We start from the raw sequence: 23,124 nt of genomic DNA on the forward strand, positions 1-23,124 counted from the left end.
GAAAGACGCGCTTAGTATCTAAAGATATAGACCGTTAGTCAATCCTCCTAACGCAAGTTAATGCATCGGTTTGTGACCTGGCCTGGGCAAGTCATACTATCTGAGTACCGGTGCCGCGCCGGGCGCCAGAACTTAAATCGATTGTGAAAATCGGTTGAGCGGGGGGTGCTATTTTATTGACCTTGTCCGTGCACCCCTGCAAAATCCGGCGATAGGTAATGATCGGGCGTTACCATCGGGTTGGGGGCGTCAAGCTGCCGAAAGGCAGTCGTCGGGTGGGAAGTATAAATCGTGTCGCGAATATTAGTTGCCGACGATCATCCCTTTTTTCGACTGGGTGTCGAAGCCGTACTCCGAATGGGGGGGCACGAAGTCGTCGCCATGACCGGCGACGGCGATGAAACGCTTGTAGCGATAGAGCGTGAGGATCCTGACATCGTCCTGCTCGATGTGCGCATGCCCTGTCGTGACGGCGTTTCGACGCTTTCGGAACTGCGCAGGCGGGGCGATACGCGGCCCGTGATCATCCTGACCGTGGAAATGAACGACGAACAGCTGCTTTCGGTGATCCGGTCGCAGGTAAACGGGATCGTCTTCAAGCACGATGCCGAGCACTGTCTGCTCAAGGCGATCGACTCGGTCAAGAATGGCATGCGCTACCTGGATGGCGATCTGATCGACAAGGCGATTGCCCACGCCAGTTCCGCAAGCCCGTCTTCCCGTCTTGCGGGCCTTACCCCAAAGGAGCTGGACGTGGCCCAGCATGTGGCTCGCGGCCTGCGGAACCGTGAGGTCGCGGCGCGCCTCGGGACGACCGAGGGGACGGTGAAAGTCTACCTCCACAATATCTATACCAAGCTGGGCATTTCGAATCGGACCGAGCTGGCGAACAGTCTGAAAGATGCCGGCGAATAGCCTTTCTGCAGCAGGATGGAGCCATTCGGCCTGATATCGCGGTCGATGACCGGTTGTATCGCAGGCGGGCAGGTCACCCCTCGGAGACTCGCAGGATTGGCCTTGAAGCACCACATCAGCTACCTCAGTTAGGAAACTTGACTAACTATCGATAGATACTTAATTTCGGCCAGTCGAAGTGCATAAGCAAAAGATGCCTGTGAGGGCAGGTTATTGAGGTTCCTGCTTCGTATCTAGGGGCGTATTCAAGGTTGCGAAAGTTGAGCCACCGGGGCGCGCGTGCCCCTCAGCCATCGTTCCGGACGCAGGCTCACACAAAGAAAGATGGCGTTCGAATGGCTTTCGCGGTCTCAGGCCCAATGCCGCCAGCTTCGGTGCAGCACCCAGCGGCGAGGTTTGCTGCGCGCAGTTTCGCGCGCTTCCCTGTCAGGCAAGTACGTTTCCTTCAAAGAATAGTGGCGTGAACGGCGTGGTTCATGACTTCGACAAGACCGGGGAGCAGCTGCTCGGGCCGGAGGCGGGCGAGCAGTCCGGCGCCGGGGCGCGGCTAATGCATTTCCTGTCCGAACTGACATGCGGCGCCCACTCCAATCACATCGTTGCAGTTAGTCGGGTTTTCTGCGCATTCGTGCTGCTGCTGTTCGCTTTCACAAAGTCCTCGGGGCTGGGCCTTCAAGGCGGATACTTCGACGTCTTCGCGCTGACCTATGCGGTCTTTGCGTTCGTCGCACTGATCATTGCCTTCAATGACTGGTATCTCGACTTCATCGCGTCCGAAGCTTTTATTGGGCTGGATGTCCTGGCTTTCCTGGCACTGACGGTCCCGGCCATGGACGAAGGCGTGACGTGGGTCGTGCTGTCCCTGTGCCTGATCGGGCATATCCTGTTCAGCAGTGTCCTGCGCTGGCGGCTTGCGCTCGTTCTCGCCATTGCCGCTTTCCTCAATGCGGTGTGGATCGGCGATATCCTGCTTGTCGAAGTTCCTCGTGGGACGGTGGCCTGGGCTAGCGTGGTGCGGTGGGGGCTGTTCGTTCCGCTCGGCTCGCTGGTGCTCGTCTGGGCGAGCGGCCAGATGATCAAGACGAACCTCCCCCGGTTCGCGGGAGAGACGCCGGGGCCCGGTTATCCGGTCACCGCATCGGCGATGGGCTATGCCATGGAAGCCGCCGATTCTTCCGATGCCGTGCTGTGCTGGATCGATCGCGAAGATCTCGGCTGTTATTCCTGCACGCCTGCCTCGCTCGAGGAACGGCTCCAGCCCAGGAAGTTGAGCTTCGGCGCGGCCGATCGCCTGCGACAGCTTGAGCCGATGCTGTTCGATCTCGCCCGCGATCGCGCGATCGTTTCGGCAGAAGGTATGTTGAGGGCATGTAAAGTCACCGCGCTACCGGGCTTCCAGCTCCTCAGGGAGCTTGGAGTGGAGCGGGGCTTGTGCATCCCGACCAGCGGCGAGGAGGGCTCCAATTGCCTTATCCTTACCGGCATTCCGATGCTGGGGTGGGGGCATCTCTACCTTGCCCACGCCATCGCTTCGGAAGTGGCGCAGGGCGTGGCTTGGCAGGTCAGTGCGGTCAATGCGCTCGACCGCGCCTTGAGCCGGCTGCGCAAGTCGGTTGCCTGCGACCTGCATGACAGCGTTGCGCATTCTCTGGTCGGTGCGAAGTTCCTGCTCGTCGCGCTGCGTTCGAAGGCGGGTGCCGATGCCGAGATCACAGGCGAGATCGACGCCATCAAGGATGCACTGGCTGCCGAGCACATCCATGTTCGCCGCTTGATCGAGCAATTGCGCGAGACGGATTCGGACGCGCGTGTGCGCAATCTGATTGACGATCTGGAGGCGACGAGCGAAGCGCTGGCGCTGCGTTGGCAGATCACTGTCGACATTATCGAGTCCGACTATCGCGTGCCGGTGCCTGTATGGCTCTCGTTGGAGATCCAGCAGATCGTGCGCGAGGCCGTTTCGAACGGCGTGCGTCATGGGGAGGCCACCAGAGTGACAATCAAGTGCCGCATGCGCGCGATCGGGATCGAGATTGAGGTGACGGACAACGGCCAGGGCTTCGGCGAGAGCAATGAGCCGATCTTCCCGCGCTCCATCCGCGAACGCCTGACCGAGCGCGGGGGGACGCTGGAGATTGTCTCGAACCCGGGCTCCACATCGCTGCGCATGCGCGTGCCGGTCGACGAGATGGACTGACGTTTCAGGGCCCTGCGCACTTTCGGTATATCCTGAAGGAGGGCGGACGGGCAGCTGCTTCGCCTCGCCGACCTCCGTTTCGTCTTTGTCCCGAGGCGGTTTTGTTGAATCGTGATGCCTTGCCAGTTGATTTGCGTTGGCGTAGCGGGAGCCGCGCATGCCTTCGGGCAACCGAAGAAGGCCGGATGACGGCACTTTTTTGGCTCCATTCACTCATGAGCTTGGGATTACGATGAGCATCTACTTGGATTATCTGACCGAAATCGACAGCAGAGCTGCGCAAGGACTTGCGCCCAAGCCCATCGACGATGGCAAGCTCATCGAAGAGATCATCGTCCTGATCAAGGATGCCGGCAGCGAACACCGCGCCGATGCTCTCAAGTTCTTCATCTACAACACGCTGCCCGGCACTACGAGCGCTGCTGCGGTAAAGGCGGCCTTCCTGAAGGAAGTCGTGCTCGGCGAAGCTATCGTCCCGGAAATTTCGGTCGGCTTCGCGCTCGAATTGCTCTCGCACATGAAGGGCGGTCCTTCGGTCAAGGTCCTGCTCGACATCGCGCTGGGCGACGAGGCAGCAGTTGCCGCGCAAGCTGCCGATGTGCTCAAGACCCAGGTCTTCCTCTACGACGCCGACATGGCCCGCCTCGCGGATGCCTACAAGGCCGGCAGCGCCATCGCCAGGGACGTGCTGGAAAGCTACGCCAAGGCCGAATTCTTCACCAAGCTTCCTGACGTCGAGGACGAGATCAAGGTCGTCACTTTCATTGCCGGCGAAGGCGATATCTCGACTGACCTCCTTTCGCCGGGCAACCAGGCTCACTCGCGCTCCGACCGCGAACTGCACGGCAAGTGCATGATCTCGCCCGAAGCACAGGAACAGATCGTCGCGCTCAAGGCGCAGCATCCCGACGCACGCGTGATGATGATTGCCGAGAAGGGCACGATGGGCGTGGGCTCCTCGCGCATGTCGGGCGTGAACAACGTGGCGCTATGGACCGGCAAGCAGTCCAGCCCTTATGTGCCTTTCGTGAACTATGCGCCGGTCGTTGCGGGCACCAACGGCATCTCGCCGATCTTCGCGACCACCGTCGACGTGACCGGCGGCATCGGCATCAACCTGAAGAACTGGGTCAAGAAGCTCGGCGAAGACGGGAAGGCGATCCTCAACAACGACGGTAACCCCGTCCTGGAGCAGAAGTTCTCGGTCGAGACCGGCACGATCCTCAAGATCGACGTCAAGGACAAGGTCCTGCGCGACGAAGCCGGCAATGAGCTGGTTAACGTAGCCAGTTCGTTCACGCCGCAGAAGATGGAATTCATGAAGGCGGGCAGCTCGTATGCCATCGTCTTCGGCAAGAAGCTCCAGACCTTCGCGGCTGAAACGCTGGGCGTCGAGCCGACCCAAGTCTTCGCGCCGAACAAGGAAATCTCCGTCGAAGGCCAGGGCCTGACCGCTGTCGAGAAGATCTTCAACCGCAATGCCGTAGGCGTGACGCCGGGCAAGGTGCTGCACGCCGGGTCGGACGTGCGCGTCAAGGTAAACATCGTCGGATCGCAGGACACCACCGGCCTGATGACCGCGCAGGAACTGGAAGCGATGGCTGCCACCGTCATTTCGCCGCTGGTCGACGGCGCTTACCAGTCGGGCTGCCACACCGCCTCGGTGTGGGACAAGAAGGCTCAGGCGAACATCCCGAAGCTCATGTCCTTCATGAACAAGTTCGGCCTGATCACCGCGCGTGACCCCAAGGGCGTCTACCACGCGATGACCGACGTCATCCACAAGGTGCTGAACGACATCACCGTGGACGACTGGGCGATCATCATCGGCGGCGACAGCCACACCCGCATGTCCAAGGGCGTCGCTTTCGGCGCGGACTCGGGTACCGTCGCTCTGGCTCTGGCCACGGGCGAGGCGACCATGCCGATCCCGCAGTCGGTCAAGGTGACCTTCAAGGGCAAGATGCAGCCCTACATGGACTTCCGTGACGTAGTGCACGCAACCCAGGCGCAGATGCTGGCACAGTTCAGCGGTGAGAATGTCTTCCAGGGCCGCGTGATCGAAGTCCACATCGGCACGCTGCTGGCCGACCAGGCCTTCACCTTCACCGACTGGACGGCAGAAATGAAGGCCAAGGCCTCGATCTGCATTTCGCAGGACGAGACCCTTATCGAGTCGCTGGAAATCGCCAAGTCGCGCATCCAGATCATGATCGACAAGGGCATGGACAACGCCGCCCGGACCCTGCAGGGCCTGATCGACAAGGCCGACGCCCGCATCGCGGAAATCCGTTCGGGCGAAAAGCCGGCTCTGGCCCCCGACGCCAACGCCAAGTACTTCGCTGAAGTCGTCGTCGACCTCGACCTGATCGACGAACCGATGATCGCCGACCCGGACGTGAACAACGCGGACGTGTCCAAGCGCTACACCCACGACACCATCCGCCCGGTCTCGTACTACGGCGGCACCAAGAAGGTGGACCTGGGCTTCATTGGCTCGTGCATGGTGCACAAGGGCGACATGAAGATCCTGGCTCAGATGCTCAAGAACATCGAAGCCGCGCAAGGCAAGGTCGAGTTCAAGGCGCCGCTGGTCGTCGCTCCGCCGACCTACAACATCGTCGACGAGCTGAAGGCCGAAGGCGACTGGGATGTGCTCAAGAAGTACGCCGGCTTCGAGTTCGACGACGTCGCGCCGAAGCAGGCTGCCCGCACCGAATACGAGAACACCCTGTATCTCGAACGTCCGGGCTGTAACCTGTGCATGGGCAACCAGGAAAAGGCTGCCAAGGGCGACACCGTTCTGGCCACCTCGACCCGCCTGTTTCAGGGGCGCGTCGTGGAAGACGCTGCCGATAAGAAGGGTGAATCGCTGCTGGCCTCGACTCCGCTCGTGGTGCTTTCCACGATCCTGGGCCGCACGCCGAACATGGACGAGTACAAGAGCGCCGTGCAGGGTATCGACCTGACCAAGTTCGCTCCGCCGCAGGCCGCTTGATCGACGCCAGCCCGGCCCCTTTCGAGGGGCCGGGCTGGCGCTGATGCCGCTCAAGCATCGATATTCAGGGCGGCGTAGACATTTGGTCTGCGCCGCCCTTGCTTGTGAGCCGAGGCCCTGACGTCAGTCTTGGGAGTACTTTGCGCGCTCATGGCGCGGGAACGCGAAAAATTCAGAACGTAGCGGATGTTTCAATCGCGCTACGCACCCGCCACTATCACATGAAGGCGGGCGGCTTCATACGAGAGAGCCTGCAATAAGCCGGCAGCGACGGCCCGCCTGATTATCGCAGGGTATCCGATCGGTCTGACTCGAGATCGCGCTCCCGCTCTTCATGCCTGCGCAACTGCATCAAGCGCCGTCGGGCGCGGATTGCGCCTGCGTCGGTTTCGAGGATGGCTGGGCGTGCGTCCCAGAAATCCATATCGCCCAGCGCTTCCTGGGCGGCCTCGATCATCGGCTCGTCCTCATCGACGAAAACCTGGCGGGCCAGCACCGCCGCCGCTTCACTCGCTTCGTGATCGAAGAAGTAATGCGAGGTGCGTATTGTCTGCGGCGTGATGATGTGGGGATTGACCATTTGCGGCACCACCATGTCGTTACGATCCGTCCCGGCGCGAGCCAGGCCGACCGTCAGCGCCATGGAAGCCGGCGCGTGCCAGCGCATGTGAAGCCATTGGTCCACCGATGATTCGTCTTGCAGAATGGCCTTCGCCCAGTCGGGCGGGCACACATTTTCCATGTCCCAGTTGTTCCAGATCGCCCCGCTTTCGTCGGTCTTGACCGATTGGCTGCCGAGAAAGATTGAGCCGTTCACACCGAAACTGGTGACATGCAGGAACTCGGCATGGGTCAGGTCCATGAGATTGTCGGTCAACAGTTCGTAGTGCCCCTTGATGACCAGCCGACTGCGGCTCATGCCCGCGCGCTCCACGAAACCGAAATCCGGTATCAAGGCAGGATCGGCTTTCTGCGGGTCACCCGGCCAGAACCAGAGTCCATGGTGACGATGCACGACGGGCATGGTGCGCGCCCGGACATGGGCCGGCGGCTCGGCCGGGAAGGGATTGTGTACGCACGCACCGGTGCGGTCGAAGCCAAGTCCATGGTAGGGACAGTGGATCACGTCTGCTTCGAGCTTGCCTTTGCTGAGCGGAACGAAGCGATGCGGGCACCGGTCGGCCAGCATCGCGTAGCTGCCATCGGACAGGCGGGCGATCAGCCATTTATCGTCCAGCAGTGTGCGCGAGAGCATACCGTTCTCAGGGATCTCATCATCCCAGGCTGCCATGTACCACAGGTTGCGCACGTAATCAGTCATTCTTGTCTCCCGGGTCTCTTGATGCATCGGTACGGGCAGCGACTTTTTGCGAATGTACTGCGCCCCCATCCTCAGCGGAGTTTGTCGCATTGGGCATGAGGCCTGTGGCGATCGGTGCTACCTAAGGCGCCGACTTCTCGAGCGACGGCGTTTGCGGCTCCGCTATCGTACTTGCCGCTTTTACAGGTTCTTCTCCCAGAATTACGCCGTTGGCTGTCGATCAAGCGTCGATCGATCGGGCGAAAACCCGTGCTGCGAGCGCACAGAGCAATGCGGCGACTCCGAGGGCCAGGAAGGCTCCGCCAATTCCGGCGGTGAAGACTCCTACGCCGGTCACGAGAAGCGGGCTGGTGAATTGGCCGAGGAAGAAGCAGGCGCTCCATATCCCCATTCCGCGTCCCCGATGCTGCGCCGGAAGTGCGTTCATCGCCCACAACACCAGAGCCGGGATCAGGATCCCCGCGCCAAGTTGCTGCAGACAAGCAGCCAGCGTCATGACCTGTTCGCTGCGGGCTAGACCAATTCCGGCCATTCCGGCTCCCATGAGCGACAGGAAAATTGCAATCTGCCACGAAGAGGAGAGCCGCGCGGAGATGGGCTTGAAGAGCAGGCCACCTATGAATACGCCTACATTGGCTATACCGATCAGCATCCCGACGGTTTCCGGCGATGTCACACCGATTCCGCCGAACGCCAGTCCGACCTGCACGATATAGACGTAATACAGACTTGCCGACACGAGGGTCACGGCACCGCAAAGCACGGCGTGGCGAACAGGAAACGCAACGCTGCTATCACGCGAACCGCGTGTATCTTCGACGTCCGGCTCATAGATGAAAGCCAGCATCGCTGCGAAAATCGGAATTGCGACAGCGTAGATCAGGAATGGCACGTGCCAGCTGATTGCCGCCAGATATCCGGAAAAAGTCAGAACCGATACACCGAACACGGGACCGATGGCGGCTTGGAACATCAACCATGTGCGGCGCTGATCCTGCGCGAAATAGTCACCGATGAGAGTATTGGTGACGGTCAGGATCGCCGCTTCACAAAGGCCTAGAGCCAATCGGGATGCAAAAATCGCGGTGAGGTCGGACAGGAAGTACGGAGCGACCCCGACCACACCGTAGATGAAGGTCGAAACCAGCAGCAACCGGCGCCGGCCATAACGATCCGCAAGCCACCCCATGAGCGGAGAAAACAGCGCAATCATCAGGCCCGGCGCGGTGACAGCCAATGGCACGAGCGTTGTGGCACCGGGGACCGATGCAAATTGCTCGACCATCCTCGGTACGACCGGCGCCAGAGCAACAATCGCAAGGATAGGCAGGAAGCCCGCCAGTACCACGACGATGCCCTGGCCAGCTCCTGCGGCTTTCTGTTTCGGCGGCGCAAATTGGGCCTGCCTGATGGCTGTCACGTCCCGCTCTCCCTTATACCAGTCCAAAGGTCAGATAATTATTGTGATCATGCGGCTGTCTCGCACGAACGTCGGTTGAAACTGTGGTGGGAAGTAGGGATGCCGAAAGGCAATCTCGCTCGCCACATCGTGCACTCCTGCCGGCAATCCTCCGGGGCGCTTGATCAGAACGGTCATGCAGGTGCCGACCTCCCAGCGATCTTCTTTGGCAGCAAGCAATTCAGCGTGCGTGTACTCCCGGCCTCCAACGACGAACCGGTTGTCGGTGGACCGGTAGGACTCGCCATCCACCGTGATGTCGATGCCTGCCAGGAGGCTAAGGCGCGTCCCACGGTAGTTCGGTTGGCGGAGACGGACCTGAAAACCATCATAGGCCCCGGGCACCCCGGTATTGCGAAAGCCACTGCTTTGGATGTGGGTGCGTTCAAGCATCGAGCTTCTCCGGGGCGACTTCTAAATCGCGTTCGAGTTTGCGGATGAGACAGTGCTGGCGGCGAACCTGCTCGATGGCGACCCAGGGGTCCCGGACGCCTTCGTATTCGCTGGAGAGATAGCCGGTGTAACCGAGCTTTTTCAGCATCGGGATCACCTTCTCCCAGGGGATATGGTGGTCGTGCAGGTTCTCGTCGATGTGATGGAACTTGGCCTGAATGAACGGCACATACTGAATGACGTCGGCAAGATGTTCGACCGGTACCTTGATGCCATCGAGGAAGCTCAGGGCCGCCGCGCGGATTTCCGGGGTCTCGCCGGGCCAGTAAGGCAGCGGGCGATCCTGGAAGATCCCGGTATCGATCATGATGCCGAAATTCTTGGTTCCCGTGCGTTCGATGAACTCGATGTAGGCATCCGTCACCGGATGCTTGATCGGGGTCGGCGCATGGATTTCCGGAATGATCACGATCCCGAGTTGGTGCGCCAGATCGAGGTTGCGTTCGATCGTGGCTTCCCAGATCGGATGCGGCGTCAGCTCTTCGTCGATGACGCCGAATTTGGGGCGAATGAACTTGAAGCCGAGCTGGTTCGCCAGTCTCAGATCCTGCGCAACCTGTGCCGTGCCTTCCTCGACGCTCATGGTGTGGTCGAGGGTCAGGCAGGTGTCGAGCCACGAGGCCAGGTTGGTAGGTTCCAGCTTGTACCGGTCGATCAAGGCGAACCAGTTGTCGAGCCAGGCACTGGACGGTTCGGGGTATCCGGCAATGTTGGCTTCGCCGAGGATCTCGATGCCGGTTGATCCGGTCTCAGCGACATGGTCGAAGGCATCTTCAAGGGTCATGACCGTACCGAGGTCGTCCGTGTAACTGTATAGCGACACGCCATATTTGAAACCGCTCATAGCGCAGGCTCCTTCACGCGCTTGTGGACCGGGACATAGGGCTCGCCATCTTCGATCTCGGCCAGCTGCGACAGGATATGTGCGGGCATTTCATCACCGACCATCTTCTGGAGAAATGGCGTGTTATCGAACACCCAGTCGCGAAGCGGTCGCAGGAAAGCCGGGCAATGATGGAAGATCTTGCCGGTGAAATAGGCCCCTTGGGTAATCTGGACGGTGTGGGGAATGCGCCGCGTCTCGAACGCGACGAGCGCCGATCGAACAGCTGCCGTATCGGACATGGATACCGCGTCCAGCTCACGAGCCAGGAAGTAGCCGTCCTCGATGGACATGCCTGCGCCATAGGCAGCGTAAGGCGATGTCGGGTGGGCTGCGTCGCCAACCAGCGTGACACGACCTTTGCTCCAGGCTTTAAGAGGTGGCCTGTCACGGATTTCCCACCGCTGCATGTGCTCGAGCGGAGTGGCCTCGATCAAGTCTCGCACGGTTTTGGAGAAGCCCTTTGCGCGGGTCCGGCAGAAACCGATGAGGTCCTCCGGCGGGGCCGCGCCAGGGTCGCATGCTTCCAGGACCCACCATTCGTACCCCCATTTACCTTCATGGCGGATCGGCGTGTAGCTGACCTGCGTGGTCCGGTTGTGCGCGAGAATGCCGACACCCTGCGGCTCTTCGTCGAGGAACAGGTAGCCGCCAACGAGGTGCAAGCGCTGATGGCGAATGGGCTTGTCACCCCACAGGTGCTTGCGGACGAACGAATTGATGCCATCGGCTCCGATGAGCACGTCCGCGTCGTGGCTGAGGCCATTGGCGAACTTGAGCCGAACGAAATCGCCCTTGTCCTCGATGTGGGAGAGCTGGTGATCCAGCTTCACCACGCCCGGCGGGATCGCATCGATCATGCGCTGGTAAAGACCCCAGCGCAGCAGGCCGATGAAGCCGCCGCCGTACTCGGCTTCGACTTCAGCCGGCAACTGGACGTCAGCGCGGCGCTTGCCCTTGGAATTCTCGAAGTAGGTGTGACACGGCGCACCGAGATCCTCGGTGTCGACGCCGATGAGCTTCAGCACTTTCTGCGGCGGCGGCCACAGGTTGAGGATGTTACCGGCAGCCCGAATCTCCTTCGCGCGTTCGAACAACGTGACATCGAAACCCAGCCTGAGCCCAGCAAGAGCAGCGGCCATGCCAGCCGGCCCTGCGCCCACAATAGCAATGCGGCCTTTTGAGCCGTTCATCCTTCTTCCCTTCCGAATTGCCTATAATTTCAGCGGTGCTTAGATTTATCTAAGCGATGCTAGAAAATGTCGCAAGCTCCAATTTGACGGCTTGCTGCGCATTCGATCGCTGTTAGGGACTTGGACATGTGGAAGGTGAAGGAACGCAATGGCCCGCGCTAAGAGCTATCATAAGAAAGATCTGAGGCGCGACCTGCTGAATGCAGGGCGCGAGTTTGTTTCCAGGAACGGACACTCATCACTCTCGCTGCGCGGCCTTGCCCAACAAGTGGGGGTCACGACTGCAGCGCCGTATCACCACTTTTCAGATCGTAGAGCATTGCTTCTAGCACTGGCGCTGGAAGGCTTTGAGGAACTCATCGACGGGGCGCAAGCCGTCGACACGGCCAATCTTTCACCGCTCGATCAACTGATCAATATGGGGCAGGCGTTCCTTGAGTTCGCATACTCGCAGCCGCGGATGATGGAACTGATGTACGAGAGCGAGCTCACCAATCCAACCGTGGATCCCGTTCTGCTCGAATACCAGCAAAAGGGTTACAAGGCGCTGCTTGGTGCAGTCACGAAAGCCATGCCGGATGCACCCTTCGATGATCGATCCATGCGCGTGATGGGCTATTGGTCAACGATCTACGGGCTCGCACTTCTGCGAAACAAGCAACTCATCCAGCCTTATGACCCCTTGAGTCGAGCTCCCCGCGACATTGATCATGCATTGGTGGCGAGAAGTGCAAGGGCTGCGCTGGACGCCTGAAGCTTGGCGCGCCGGCGCGTAAATTTGCGCGGGGTCCGGACCCTGGCCCCCATGAAGTTTGGGGGTTTCGTTGCGCGCCGTTGCAGCAGTCCCGGCAAGCTTTCCCATGATCTCGATTATTCCCACATTTTCAACCACGGATACAATCGGTCACGAGCGGGCCGGTCGGGATCGCGCGGGGTGTGAATTATCTCGTAAAGCCGCAGAAAAGCTGGCCGTTCCGAGATTTTCAAGGATGCGGGGGATTGGCCAGTGGCGGAGACGGAGGGATTCGAACCCTCGGTACCCTGATAGAGTACGGTTCCTTAGCAGGGAACTGGTTTCAGCCACTCACCCACGTCTCCGGATGCGGCGCAGGCGGGCCCTATAGCTGGGGGGATCGGGGGCATCAAGGGGGGATGAGCGCCGAAGGTGAAATTAGTTCTCGAGGGCTGATTCGGGGGCTTGGCGATTCGGTCTGCCGCAAAACCGACTCGGTCCATCGCCCGTTCATTGCAGGCGCCCTAGCAGTGGATTCTTGTGCGATGTCGCAATGTTGCCGCGCTTCGGCGCCAGTTTTACCGCCGTACCGCGAGGGAGGATCGGAAAGTCATGTCAGTCTGCAAGCCAATCACCGAAAAGAGCCGGAAGAAGGCTCCGAAACGGGCTGGCGCGCGTGCATCACGATCGCTGATCGCGCTCGCGGCGGCCTTTCTCGCCATAGTCTCGCCTCTTGCGCCCGCTGCGGCGCAAGTGACGACTGTCGATCCCGACGCGGCGATTGATGGGGATCTCAAGGGCGGAGACACCACGTTCTCGTCCAACCCTAGCGGCGAGTTGCCCGCGCAGGACGGACCGGCTGCAGCATCGGGTAACGGCACGCCGATGGAGCCGAGCAGCAGCGTCTCGGATTGGAATGCCGACAAGATGGCCGCTCCGGTCGCGCCTGCGACGCCCGCCGCCGACAATTCGACAACGTACCACGAGGACGACCTGATCGGCGCAGCTGAGGGCGTGTTCGGCAAGGGCGCCAAGGGGCTGGCCGATGTCATCAAGGACCTGCTCGCCAAGCAGGGGGAGCCTAATGGCTACATCGTCGGGCGTGAAGCAGGCGGCGCCATCGCAATCGGTTTGCGGTACGGCTCGGGCACGCTCTATCACAAGGTGGAAGGCGAAAGGCCGGTCTACTGGACCGGACCTTCCATCGGCTTCGATGCCGGGGCCAATGCGGGTAACGCTTTCGTGCTCGTCTACAACCTCTACGATACCGAAGACCTCTATCATCGCTTCGGGGCGGGTGAGGGGCAGGCCTATCTGATCGGTGGCTTCACCGTCAGCTACCTGCGCCGCGGCGACATCGTCCTGATCCCGGTTCGGGCCGGCGCCGGCCTGCGCCTTGGCGCCAACGTCGGTTACATGAAGTTCTCGCACAAGCAGCGCTGGCTGCCTTTCTGACCGGGCAGGGTCAGAAAGTTATCACTGGATCGGTCCGCTCCCCATCCGAGCCCCTTCAGGACTGAAGGGCAGGGCGCCCGCGAAGGGGCTGGAATGGGGAGTGGGCTGGAGCCGGTGCGGCAGAAGGTAACACTTTTGCCGCACCGGCTTTCTTTTTTGTATCGTTGTTGCGTCGCTGGCGCGGCTTCGCACAGATCGCCTGTTGCTTCCGCTCCCGGGCGAGAGTAAGGCCGCGCCCGCCATGCTAAACAATCTTCAGCAACAGCCCGCCGACGCGCTTCTTGCGCTGATCAAGCTCCACAATTCGGACCCGCGCGCCGACAAGATCGACCTCGGTGTCGGTGTTTACCGGACCGGTGACGGGGAAACCCCGGTCTTCGGTGCGATCAAGGCGGCAGAGAAGAAACTCGTCGAGACGCAGGACTCCAAGGCCTACCTCGGCCCCGAGGGCGACATGGGCTTCGTCGAAGCGCTGATGCCCTATGTCTTCGGCCAGGCGAACCCGACCCAGGACGGCCGCATCGAAGGCATGCAGACCCCGGGCGGTACCGGTTCGCTGCGCCTTGCCATTGCGATGGCCAAGCGCGCCGGCGTGACCCGCCTGATCGTTGGCAAGCCCAGCTGGCCGAACCACAACCAGATCTGCGCCGATCTCGGCCTTGAAGTCTTCGAATTCGGCCATGCCAATGCCGATGGCAAGACCGACATGGACGCGGTGCGCGGTGCAATAGCGCAGGCCCAGCCGGGCGACGCGATCCTGCTGCATGGCTGCTGCCACAACCCGACCGGCATCGACTACTCGAACGCCGAGTGGGACGAGATCGTCGGCCTCATCGCCGACAAGGGCATCCTGCCGATTATCGACCTTGCCTATCAGGGGCTTGGCAACGGCATGGAAGAAGACGCCTACGGCCTGCGCCGCGTCATCGCATCGGTGCCCGAGGCGATCGTGTGCTATTCGTGCGACAAGAACTTCGGCCTCTATCGTGACCGCGTCGGCGCACTCTATGTGCTGGCGGCCGAGAAGGACGGTCTTCCCAAGATCATGTCGAACGCCCACGCCCTGGCCCGCGCCAACTGGTCGCAGCCGCCGGATCACGGCGGCGCTGCGGTTCGCCTGATCCTCGAGGACGAGGCCCTGACCAAGCAGTGGCTCGCCGAGCTTGACGACATGCGCGATCGCATGCGCCTGATGCGCGAGAAGCTCGCCGCGGCCGGCAAGACCGGCGGTGTCGACCTCACGCCGATCGGCGGGCAGAACGGCCTGTTCTCGATCATCCCCTTCACCCCTGAACAGGTGCAGGCGATGCGCGACAAGCATGGCGTTTACTTCGCCGGTTCGGGCCGCATCAACGTGGCCGGGCTGACCGAGGGCAATATCGAAAAGTTCATCGCAGCTGTCGCGGACGTGACGGCCTGACAATGGATCGTCAGCCGGTCCTCCATGGGGATCGGCTGACGCTGCGTCCCTTGCGCCCCGGCGACTGGGACGCGCTGTTCGCCGTGGCCTCGGATCGTGAGATCTGGGCCGGGCATCCATCGCATGACCGCTGGCAGGAACCCGTGTTCCGGGCCTTCTTCGACGAAGCCCTTGCCGGCGGCGGCGCCCTTGCGATCGTCGACAGGCTGGCGCCGGACGGCGAGACAATCATCGGATCGACCCGTTTCGGCGCGCCCGAGGCGGAAGCGCCGGGCGAGATCGAGATCGGCTGGTCGTTCCTTGCCCGCGCCTATTGGGGGTTTGGCTACAATGCCGAGTTCAAGGCGCTCATGCTAGCCCACGCCCTCGCGCATTATGATCGCGCCATCTTCCAGGTCGGTGCCGACAACGCGATCTCGCGCAAGGCTATGGCCAACATTGGCGGCAGGCTCGTGCCCGGCCGCAGCCGTTCCTTCGAACGCTGCGGTGTCATGGTCGATCACGTGATTTTTGAAATCACGCGCGAGAGTTTTGCACTCGGGCCGCTCTCGGCCTGAGACCTAGCCGCGCAGGCTCTGCATCCGCTTGAGGTAGCGGGCGAGCACGTCGATCTCCAGATTCACGCTATCCCCCGCCTTGGCAGCACCGATGGTGGTGACTTGCGCGGTATGCGGGATGATGTTGAGCGCGAAGTGGCAGGTGCCGCCGGGCTGGTCGGTCACGTCGTTTACCGTCAGCGAAATGCCGTCGACGGTGATCGAGCCCTTGGGCGCGATGAAGGGTGCAAGGTCGGCGGAGGCCTCGATCACGAAACGGCGCGAGTCGCCTTCCGGTGTCACCGAGACGATCTTGCCAACCCCGTCGACATGGCCGGTGACGATGTGGCCGCCCAGTTCGTCGCCCAGCTTGAGTGCGGGCTCGAGGTTGAGGCTGGTGCCCTGTTCCCAGCGGCCGGGCACGGTGCGCGCCACGGATTCCGCCGAAATGTCGACCGCGAACCAGGCATCGCCGGCCACGCCGCCCTTGTCGACGACAGTCAGACACACGCCCGAACAGGCGATGGATGCGCCCATCGCTATCCCGGCGGGATCGAAGGGGCAGGTGATGACGGCGCGAAGGTCCCCGGTCTTGCGGGTTTCGCGGATCTGGCCGACGGCGGTGACTATTCCTGTGAACATGGGATGCGGCTGTAGACTTCGAGTGTGTCGCTGCCAAGCTGCCGTCGTTCGGTAATGCGCCACTGGCCATGCGCCGAGGCGAGCGATGCGAGGCAGAAATCCCGGACGGCGGGCTGCCCGCCCACCAGGATCGGCGCGCGGTAGATCAGCAGCCGGTCGACGAGTCCCGCGCGCAGGAACGACGAAGCAGCACCAGCGCCGCCTTCGACGAAGAGGTATTGCAAGCCGTCCATGCCTGCGATCGCTTCGGGCGAGGGCAGGGCGTACCAGCCTGCGGGAGCCTTGCCGCCGGTCAGTACCCAACGCTCGGGGCTGCGTCGTTCGAGGCCGGGCAGGCGCACGTCGAGACGCGGGGCATCGGCGCGCAGGGTGCCGCCGCCGACGAGGATCGCATCGGCCCTGGCGCGCATCGCATGGGTATGCGCACGCGCCTGCGCACCGGTGATCCACTGGCTCTCGCCGGACTGAAGCGCAAGGCAGCCGTCGAGCGACATGGCGAGCTTGAGCGTCACTTCAGGCCGCCCCAGCCGCTTCGATACCAGATAGCCGGAGAGGCTTTCCTCGCAGGCGGGGGAGGGCAGGTGATCGGCCGCGATCCCGGCAGCGCGGATACGCTCCAGCCCTAAGCCTGCGGTGCGCGGATCGGGGTCCATGCAGCCGATCACGACGCGGGAAAGTCCCGATGCACTGACGAGATCGGCGCAGGCCGGGCCGCGCGGCGATTCGTGGGCGCAGGGTTCAAGAGTTACGTAGAGCGTGCCGCCGCGGGCCGCGTTACCGGCGGCATCGAGCGCGACGGCCTCGGCATGAGGGCGCCCCGTCGCGCGGGTCCAGCCGCGGGCGACGACCTTGCCCTGCTTGACGATGATCGCGCCGACGCCGGGATTGGGCCGGCTGATCGGCCGGGCGCGGGCGGCGAGGCTGGCGGCTGCGGCCAGCCAGCGCGCGTCCTCGCGGCTATCGGCCGTCACCGGGTGGCATCGTCCTGCTGGGCGTCGATCTGGTCGACCGATGTTACGCCCTCGGGCAGCTTGCCCTGTTCCTTCTGCTGCGCGGCTTCCTGAGCGGCCTGCTCGGCCTCAGCTTCGCGCGCGATCTTCTCTACATCCATGCCGGACATGCGGCCGATCGTCTTGTAGATGTTGCGCACTTCCTCGTCGCGCCTGGCCAGTTCGCGGGCGACCGCTTCCTTGCGCTTCTGGTTCGCGATGTTGGACGCGATGATCTCGGCTTCGGTGCGATGGCCGGAGAATGTCGAGATATAGGTGATCTTGGGCGGCGGCTGCGGGCCTTTCGCCTCCTGCTGGTACATCGTGAAGAACACGCCGAAAGTGCAGGCGGCCGAAAGCGCGGCAATGCGCCAGCGGTTGCTGCCGGCCTGTTTCCAGACTGCCTTGAAATCGGCGACCATCCCCGTGGGGCTGACGTCCTTCCAGTATCCTGAGCGTTTGAACAACGACATGGGGCCCTACTTAGGCGCTTCGGGCAGCAAACGCTAGCCGAAGGGGAGGTAAAGCTCTCGCCCGTGGGCCTTGAGCCAGGCATTCGCGGCCCGAATATCGCCTTCGAACAGCCCATCGAGGCAGGCATGGAATGCGGGCGAATGGTCGAAATGTATGAGGTGGGCCACTTCGTGGGCGACAACCGAGCGGCGCACGAAGTCCGGGGCCATGATCAGGCGCCAGTTGATGCGGATGGAGCCGTCGGGGGCGCAGCTGCCCCAGCGCCGCTTCGCGCTGGAAAGCGCCAGCTTGGGCGCATCGACTTGCGCACGCGTGCAGTACTCGACCAAGTCGTCGGCCATGAGCGCACGCGCTTCGCCCTCCAGCCAACGCCTGAGGCGGGACTGCAGCGAGGATTCGGGACCGCCGAGGGAAACCGCGCCTGCGGCATGGACGGCGCGGCGCGGGGCAAGCGGATCGTGACGGATGACCAGGATCTCACCGCGAAAGCGGATCTGCGCGCCATGGGCCAGGGGCTCGGCGACAGGCAGGGAGGCGAGCTGGCGGGCCAGCCAGTCCCGCCGCGATCCGGCGAAGGCGATGGCCTCTGCAGTGCGCGTCCAGGTCGGGATCGTGATGCGCACTTCGCTGCCATCGGGGGCCAGCCGCATGGTGAGGCGGCGCGCCCGGTCATGGCGGCGAATGACTATCGGAACGTCCTTGCCGTCAAGGTCGATGACGGGCTCTTCGCGGGGATTGCGGCGCAGCCAGTCGAGCACGGCCTCAGCCTTCCTCCTCTTCGCAGGCATCCTCGTCGAACTCGTCTTCGCCGTAGGGCCAGACGATGTGATGCTCCAGCGGCCCGGCGACAGTCTCGCTGATCACCTTGCCGATGATCGACATTCCCGCCTCGTGCACGGCATTGCGATCCCCGCTGACGAGGTAGTGCCATTCGGGCAGGGGCTGGCCTTCCGAGCGCAGGCGATAGGCGCAGCTCGGCGGCAGCCAGTCTAGGCTGCCTGCGGTCTTCAGGCTCAGGCTCAGGCAATCGGGCACGAAGCTGCGGCGATTGGCATAGTCGCTGCAGCGCGCGGTCTTGAGGTCGAGCAGCTTGCATGCGACGTTGGTATGGAAGATCTCTCCTGTGTCGGCGTCTTCCACCTTGTGCAGGCAGCATTGCCCGCAACCGTCGCACAGGGCTTCCCACTGCGCGCGGTCGAGCGTTTCGAGCGGACGCTCCCAGAAAGGCGTCGCGCTGCTCACTTCACCCACTTGGCAAGTTCTGCGGCAACGGCGTCCGGGCCCTTGTCTACCGGAAGCATGGCGATGGGTTTGCCGTCCGGGTCCATCAGGTAGGCAATGCGGCTGTGGTCCATCAGGTATCCGCCGGGGGTTTCCTCACCCTTCTTGTAATAGGCGACAAAGGCGTCGGCGGCCACTCTTACCTGATCGGGCGTGCCGGTCAGGCCCAGTAGCCGGGGCCCGAAGGCGGCAGTCCACTGGCCGACCACCTCGGGCGTATCGCGCTCGGGATCGATCGAGATGAAGATCGGCTGCACTTTCGCCGCTTCTGCGGGGTGTGCCTTGTCGAACGCGTTGAAGCCGCGCATCATCGCCTGGACGTCAAGCGGGCAGGCATCCGGGCAGAAGGTATAGCCGAAGTAGACGATGCGCCACTTGCCCTTGAACTGGTCCCAGGTGACGGTCTTGCCGTCCTTGTCCACCAGCGTGAAGGGACCGCCGATCGCGGCGCCTTCCAGCGGCGGTCGCTCGGGCTGGTCCTGTTGCGAGCAGGCGGTGAGGGACAGGCTCGCGGCAAGGCCGAGGGCGAGGGGTGCTATCCAGCGATTCAGGTAGGTCATGGCGCGTCGCTTCATGCTCTGCTAAGCCGCGCCATGCAAGGTGCGATGCCTGGGTCGGGCAGCGGCAAGCGCCGGAAGAATCGACTAAGTCGGAGGAAATACGAAGTGTCCAGGAACAACTTGGGGTACGGTGCGCGGATCTCTCGGGCGATCCTGATGGCAGCCTTGCCGGCGCTCGCCGCGGGTCTTGCGGTGTCCTCGCCGGCGATGGCCCAGGCTGGCTTTTCCGAAGGGTACAAGTTCCTCGAAGCGGTGAAGAAGAAGGATGGAGCCAAGGTTGAGGAAGCCCTGCTCGATCCCTCCTCGCAGATCATCAATTCGCGCGACGTGACCACCGGCGAGACGGCGCTGCACATCGTCACCGCGCGCCGCGACCTGACCTGGCTCAACTACCTCGTCTCGCATGGCGCCAACGTCAATGCCGCGGACGATCACGGCCGCACGCCGCTGGAAATGGCGGTCAATCTGGGCTGGCGCGAAGGCGCGGAATTCCTGCTGGAGCAGAAGGCCTCTCCGGACCCATCGAACGACGCCGGTGAAACGCCGCTGATCTATGCGGTGCACCGCAAGGACCTGCAGCTCGTCAAGGCGCTGCTCCAGGCTGGAGCCGATCCTAACCGTGCGGACAATTCGGGCCGTTCGGCGCGCGATTATGCGGCGCTCGACAGCAAGACCGGCCCGATGACGTCCGTGCTCGACGAGTATGCGGCGAAGAACAAGAAGAAGGCCCAGGCCGTTTACGGCCCGGTGATGTGATCAGATGGCAGGCAAGGTGATGGAAGAACCGCAGACCCTCGAAGCGCTGCGCCGTCAGCTCGCCCCGGCAATTGCCGATGCCGTCGCGTTCGACGGCTGGAGCGAGGAAGCGGTGGCGCAGGCCGCGGCCATGGCTGGCGTCGACAACGAACTGGCGCAGTTCGCCTTCCAGGGCGGGGCGATGGCGATGATTGCCGCCTGGATCGGACACGTCGATGAACGCATGGCAGCCACGACGCCGGCCGAATCGCTGGCGAACCTTCCGATTCGTGAGCGTATCCGCCGCCTCGTCATGGCGCGACTCGACGCTGTCGCCGGGCGTGAGGAAGCCCTGACCCGGGCGCTTTCGATCATGGCCATGCCGCAAAACGTCGTGGCCGCGACGAAGCTGGGATGGCATAGCGCGGATGTGATGTGGCGCCTCGCGGGCGATAGCGCGACGGACTACAACCACTATACCAAGCGCGCGATCCTCGGAGCGATCTATGCTGCGACGCTGCAGGTCTATGCCCGCGACAAGAGCGAGAACAAGGCTGAAACCCGCGCTTTTCTGGACCGTCGGATCGACGGCATCATCCGCTTCGAAAAGACCAAGGCGAAAGTCTTTCGTGCTCCTGACGACCGGTTCAGCGTGACCCGGCTGCTGGGCCGTTTGCGCTATCCGGCGCGCTGAATTTTCTGCGGACGCCCCTTCCGTTTTGATTGCGGACAATGACAAGTGAGGCTGGTTATTGCGAACCAGTTGCAAATAACGATCTAATCTGGCAGCGCAGCCTCATGACTTTAGACTTGCTTCCCGTAGGCCAGGGCGCCCGCATCACGGCGGTCGACTGGAATTGCCTCGTCGACGAGGAGGCGCACCGCCTGCGTGCGCTCGGCATCGATGAGGGAGCCAAGGTTTCCGTTTCCCATCGCGGCGTCTTCGGCGGCCGCGATCCCATCGCGATCTCGGTGGGCCGCATGATCGTGGCCGTGCGCCGGGCCCACGCTGCAGCCATGGAAGTGGAAGTCCTGTGAGCCGGCAACGCAAGGTCGCGCTGGTCGGCAATCCCAATGCGGGCAAGAGCGCGCTGTTCAATGCCCTGACCGGCGCGCGCCAGAAGATCGCGAATTATCCGGGCGTCACTGTCGAGCGCAAGTCGGGCCGTTTCGTCCTGCCGACCGGAGAGCCGGTGGAGATGACCGACCTTCCCGGCGCCTACAGCCTCGATGCGACGAGCCCGGACGAGGAAGTCACCTCCAAGGTCGTGCGCGGCCATTTCCCGGGCGAAGCCGTGCCGGACGTGCTGGTGATCGTCCTCGATGCCTCGAACCTGGAACAGCACCTCGTCTTTGCGCAGGAAGTCCTCGCGCTGGGCAAGCCTACCGTCATCGCCCTCAATATGGTCGACCTTGCCGAGCGCGACGGCCTCGTCCTCGATGCCACGCTGCTCGAGCAGGAACTGGGCGTGCGCGTCGTTCCGACGGTGGCGGTGCGCCGCCGCGGCCTGTCCGATCTCGCCGAGGCCATCGCTTCGGCCGAGATGGGCCATCCCGGCCCCGGCATCACCGACCTTTCGCTGACCGAGCGGCGCGTTGCCGCCCATGCCATGGCCGAAGGCGCGATTCTCTCTGAGACCCGTCGCCATCGCATGCACGCGCGGCTCGATCGCCTGCTGCTCAATCCGTGGATCGGCCCGTTCGTCCTGTGCGCGCTGCTTTTCGTGGTGTTCCAGGCGGTCTTCGCGTGGGCGACCCCGTTCGCCGACGGGCTGGAGGCGGGCGTGGGCTGGCTCACCGATCTCACCATAAAGTTCATGCCTGCCGGACTGGTGCGCGATCTGGTGACCGACGGCATTCTTGCCGGCGTCGGCTCGGTGGTCGTCTTCCTGCCGCAGATCGTCATCCTCTTTGCGTTCATCCTCGCGATGGAAGCCTCCGGCTACATGGCGCGCGCGGCATTCCTGATGGACCGGCTGATGTCTTCGGTGGGCCTTTCGGGCCGCAGCTTCATTCCGCTGCTCTCGAGCTTCGCCTGCGCCATTCCCGGCATCATGGCGACGCGGTCGATCAGCGATCCCAAGGACCGGCTGACGACGATCCTCATCGCACCGCTGATGACTTGCTCGGCGCGCCTGCCGGTCTACGCGGTGATCATCGCTGCCTTCATTCCCAACCGGTCCATTGGTTGGGGCGTCGGCCTGCAGGGGCTGGTGCTTTTCGCACTCTATGTCGCGGGTGTGATCGGCGCGATGGTAGTCGCACTGGTGCTGCGCCGTTCGGTGACCAAGGGCGAGGCCTCGGGCTTCATCATGGAACTGCCCAAGTACCAGCTTCCCCGCCTCAAGGACATGGCGATCGGGCTGTGGCAGCGCGCCTGGATCTTCCTGCGCCGCGCCGGCACGATCATCTTTACCGTCACCGTCGTCTTGTGGCTCATGCTCAATTTTCCGCAGGCTCGCCCGGGTGAGAGCCAGGTCGATGCCTCGGTTGCGGGCAAGGTTGCCAATGGCCTCGCGTTCGTGGTCGAACCGATCGGCTTCAACCGCGACATGGCTCTGGCGCTGATCCCGGCCATGGCCGCGCGCGAAGTGGCGGTCAGCTCGCTGGCTACCACCTATGCGGTCGATGCCACGGACGAAGACCAGCAGGCGATGGAACTGGGCGACCAGCTCAAGTCGCGCTGGACCCTGCCGATGGCACTGGCCTTCCTCGCCTGGTTCGTTTTCGCGCCGCAGTGCATGTCGACGATCGCTGTCACCCGGCGTGAGACGAACGGCTGGAAGTGGCCCGTCTTCATGCTCGCCTACCTGTTCGGCCTGGCCTATATTGCTGCGGGTCTGACATTCTGGGTCGCGACCGCCATCGGCCTCTAGCGAT

At 62.7% G+C, this 23,124-nt stretch carries 22 protein-coding genes and 1 tRNA gene; 11 read left to right on the forward strand and 12 right to left on the reverse strand.

What is annotated here, in order from left to right:
* The first annotated feature begins 291 nt into the window (after positions 1–291).
* The 3 genes from PP1Y_RS12100 to PP1Y_RS12110 all read left to right on the forward strand — a co-directional run bounded on the left by PP1Y_RS12100 (position 292) and on the right by PP1Y_RS12110 (position 6,110).
* Entirely contained in the window at positions 292–915 is a 624-nt protein-coding gene (locus PP1Y_RS12100; RefSeq protein ID WP_013832499.1) for a response regulator transcription factor, read from the forward strand.
* A gap of 460 nt (positions 916–1,375) precedes the next feature.
* Entirely contained in the window at positions 1,376–3,112 is a 1,737-nt protein-coding gene (locus tag PP1Y_RS12105; protein WP_041558819.1) for a sensor histidine kinase, read from the forward strand.
* A 232-nt stretch (positions 3,113–3,344) separates the two neighbouring features.
* Positions 3,345–6,110, forward strand: a complete 2,766-nt coding sequence (locus tag PP1Y_RS12110; RefSeq protein ID WP_041558820.1) for a bifunctional aconitate hydratase 2/2-methylisocitrate dehydratase — start codon at positions 3,345–3,347, stop codon at positions 6,108–6,110.
* Between the two features lie 283 nt (positions 6,111–6,393).
* Here PP1Y_RS12110 and PP1Y_RS12115 read toward each other — a convergent pair whose 3' ends face one another.
* The 5 genes from PP1Y_RS12115 to PP1Y_RS12135 form a co-directional block, all read right to left on the reverse strand.
* Positions 6,394–7,431: an aromatic ring-hydroxylating dioxygenase subunit alpha gene (locus PP1Y_RS12115; protein WP_148274959.1), complete on the reverse strand. Its 1,038-nt coding sequence runs from the start codon at positions 7,429–7,431 to the stop codon at positions 6,394–6,396.
* Positions 7,432–7,651: 220 nt separating this feature from the next.
* Positions 7,652–8,851 carry an MFS transporter gene (locus PP1Y_RS12120; RefSeq protein WP_051010024.1) on the reverse strand — a complete coding sequence of 400 codons (1,200 nt, stop codon included), beginning with the start codon at positions 8,849–8,851 and terminating at the stop codon, positions 7,652–7,654.
* 30 nt (positions 8,852–8,881) lie between these two features.
* Positions 8,882–9,283: a DUF6379 domain-containing protein gene (locus PP1Y_RS12125; protein ID WP_013832504.1), complete on the reverse strand. Its 402-nt coding sequence runs from the start codon at positions 9,281–9,283 to the stop codon at positions 8,882–8,884.
* Positions 9,276–10,187, reverse strand: a complete 912-nt coding sequence (locus PP1Y_RS12130; RefSeq protein WP_013832505.1) for a sugar phosphate isomerase/epimerase — start codon at positions 10,185–10,187, stop codon at positions 9,276–9,278. The genes PP1Y_RS12125 and PP1Y_RS12130 overlap by 8 nt, the downstream gene beginning before the upstream one ends.
* Positions 10,184–11,419 (reverse strand): NAD(P)/FAD-dependent oxidoreductase, encoded by a 1,236-nt coding sequence (locus PP1Y_RS12135; RefSeq protein ID WP_051010025.1) that lies wholly within the window; start codon positions 11,417–11,419, stop codon positions 10,184–10,186. The genes PP1Y_RS12130 and PP1Y_RS12135 overlap by 4 nt, the downstream gene beginning before the upstream one ends.
* 148 nt (positions 11,420–11,567) lie before the next feature.
* Here PP1Y_RS12135 and PP1Y_RS12140 point away from each other — a divergent pair, with 148 nt between their 5' ends.
* Positions 11,568–12,173, forward strand: coding sequence for a TetR/AcrR family transcriptional regulator (locus tag PP1Y_RS12140; RefSeq protein WP_013832507.1), 606 nt, complete (start codon positions 11,568–11,570; stop codon positions 12,171–12,173).
* A 253-nt stretch (positions 12,174–12,426) separates the two neighbouring features.
* On the opposite strand, the gene PP1Y_RS12145 is transcribed toward PP1Y_RS12140, so the two are convergent.
* Positions 12,427–12,517, reverse strand: a tRNA-Ser gene (locus PP1Y_RS12145).
* Positions 12,518–12,764: 247 nt separating this feature from the next.
* On the opposite strand from PP1Y_RS12145, the gene PP1Y_RS12150 reads away from it, so the two are divergent.
* The 3 genes from PP1Y_RS12150 to PP1Y_RS12160 all read left to right on the forward strand — a co-directional run bounded on the left by PP1Y_RS12150 (position 12,765) and on the right by PP1Y_RS12160 (position 15,584).
* On the forward strand, positions 12,765–13,607 hold the full coding sequence (locus PP1Y_RS12150; protein ID WP_013832508.1) for a DUF1134 domain-containing protein: 843 nt from the start codon (positions 12,765–12,767) through the stop codon (positions 13,605–13,607).
* 241 nt (positions 13,608–13,848) lie between these two features.
* Positions 13,849–15,027: an amino acid aminotransferase gene (locus PP1Y_RS12155; RefSeq protein WP_013832509.1), complete on the forward strand. Its 1,179-nt coding sequence runs from the start codon at positions 13,849–13,851 to the stop codon at positions 15,025–15,027.
* 2 nt (positions 15,028–15,029) lie between these two features.
* Complete coding sequence (locus PP1Y_RS12160; RefSeq protein WP_013832510.1) at positions 15,030–15,584, forward strand: GNAT family N-acetyltransferase; 555 nt, start codon at positions 15,030–15,032, stop codon at positions 15,582–15,584.
* Positions 15,585–15,587: 3 nt separating this feature from the next.
* Here PP1Y_RS12160 and PP1Y_RS12165 read toward each other — a convergent pair whose 3' ends face one another.
* Genes PP1Y_RS12165 through PP1Y_RS12190 form a run of 6 tightly spaced genes read right to left on the reverse strand, consistent with a single transcriptional unit; the run spans position 15,588 to position 19,509 of the window.
* Positions 15,588–16,205: a riboflavin synthase gene (locus PP1Y_RS12165; protein ID WP_007013698.1), complete on the reverse strand. Its 618-nt coding sequence runs from the start codon at positions 16,203–16,205 to the stop codon at positions 15,588–15,590.
* On the reverse strand, positions 16,190–17,176 hold the full coding sequence (gene ribD, locus PP1Y_RS12170; RefSeq protein WP_013832511.1) for a bifunctional diaminohydroxyphosphoribosylaminopyrimidine deaminase/5-amino-6-(5-phosphoribosylamino)uracil reductase RibD: 987 nt from the start codon (positions 17,174–17,176) through the stop codon (positions 16,190–16,192). The genes PP1Y_RS12165 and ribD overlap by 16 nt, the downstream gene beginning before the upstream one ends.
* On the reverse strand, positions 17,173–17,667 hold the full coding sequence (locus PP1Y_RS12175; protein WP_013832512.1) for a hypothetical protein: 495 nt from the start codon (positions 17,665–17,667) through the stop codon (positions 17,173–17,175). The genes ribD and PP1Y_RS12175 overlap by 4 nt, the downstream gene beginning before the upstream one ends.
* A gap of 33 nt (positions 17,668–17,700) precedes the next feature.
* Complete coding sequence (locus PP1Y_RS12180) at positions 17,701–18,456, reverse strand: M48 family metallopeptidase (RefSeq protein WP_013832513.1); 756 nt, start codon at positions 18,454–18,456, stop codon at positions 17,701–17,703.
* Complete coding sequence (locus PP1Y_RS12185) at positions 18,431–18,919, reverse strand: YcgN family cysteine cluster protein (RefSeq protein WP_041558821.1); 489 nt, start codon at positions 18,917–18,919, stop codon at positions 18,431–18,433. The genes PP1Y_RS12180 and PP1Y_RS12185 overlap by 26 nt, the downstream gene beginning before the upstream one ends.
* On the reverse strand, positions 18,907–19,509 hold the full coding sequence (locus PP1Y_RS12190; protein WP_013832515.1) for an SCO family protein: 603 nt from the start codon (positions 19,507–19,509) through the stop codon (positions 18,907–18,909). Before PP1Y_RS12190 ends, PP1Y_RS12185 begins: the two co-directional genes overlap by 13 nt.
* 156 nt (positions 19,510–19,665) lie before the next feature.
* On the opposite strand from PP1Y_RS12190, the gene PP1Y_RS12195 reads away from it, so the two are divergent.
* The 4 genes from PP1Y_RS12195 (at position 19,666) to PP1Y_RS12210 (ending at position 23,120) form a co-directional block, all read left to right on the forward strand.
* Complete coding sequence (locus PP1Y_RS12195) at positions 19,666–20,265, forward strand: ankyrin repeat domain-containing protein (protein WP_013832516.1); 600 nt, start codon at positions 19,666–19,668, stop codon at positions 20,263–20,265.
* 4 nt (positions 20,266–20,269) lie between these two features.
* Positions 20,270–20,938, forward strand: a complete 669-nt coding sequence (locus PP1Y_RS12200) for a COQ9 family protein (RefSeq protein ID WP_007013705.1) — start codon at positions 20,270–20,272, stop codon at positions 20,936–20,938.
* Between the two features lie 104 nt (positions 20,939–21,042).
* Entirely contained in the window at positions 21,043–21,282 is a 240-nt protein-coding gene (locus tag PP1Y_RS12205; protein ID WP_013832518.1) for a ferrous iron transport protein A, read from the forward strand.
* Positions 21,279–23,120: a ferrous iron transporter B gene (locus PP1Y_RS12210; protein WP_013832519.1), complete on the forward strand. Its 1,842-nt coding sequence runs from the start codon at positions 21,279–21,281 to the stop codon at positions 23,118–23,120. The genes PP1Y_RS12205 and PP1Y_RS12210 overlap by 4 nt, the downstream gene beginning before the upstream one ends.
* Positions 23,121–23,124 lie beyond the last annotated feature (4 nt).

The sequence above is a fragment of the Novosphingobium sp. PP1Y genome, from assembly GCF_000253255.1.
Taxonomy (GTDB): Bacteria; Pseudomonadota; Alphaproteobacteria; order Sphingomonadales; family Sphingomonadaceae; genus Novosphingobium.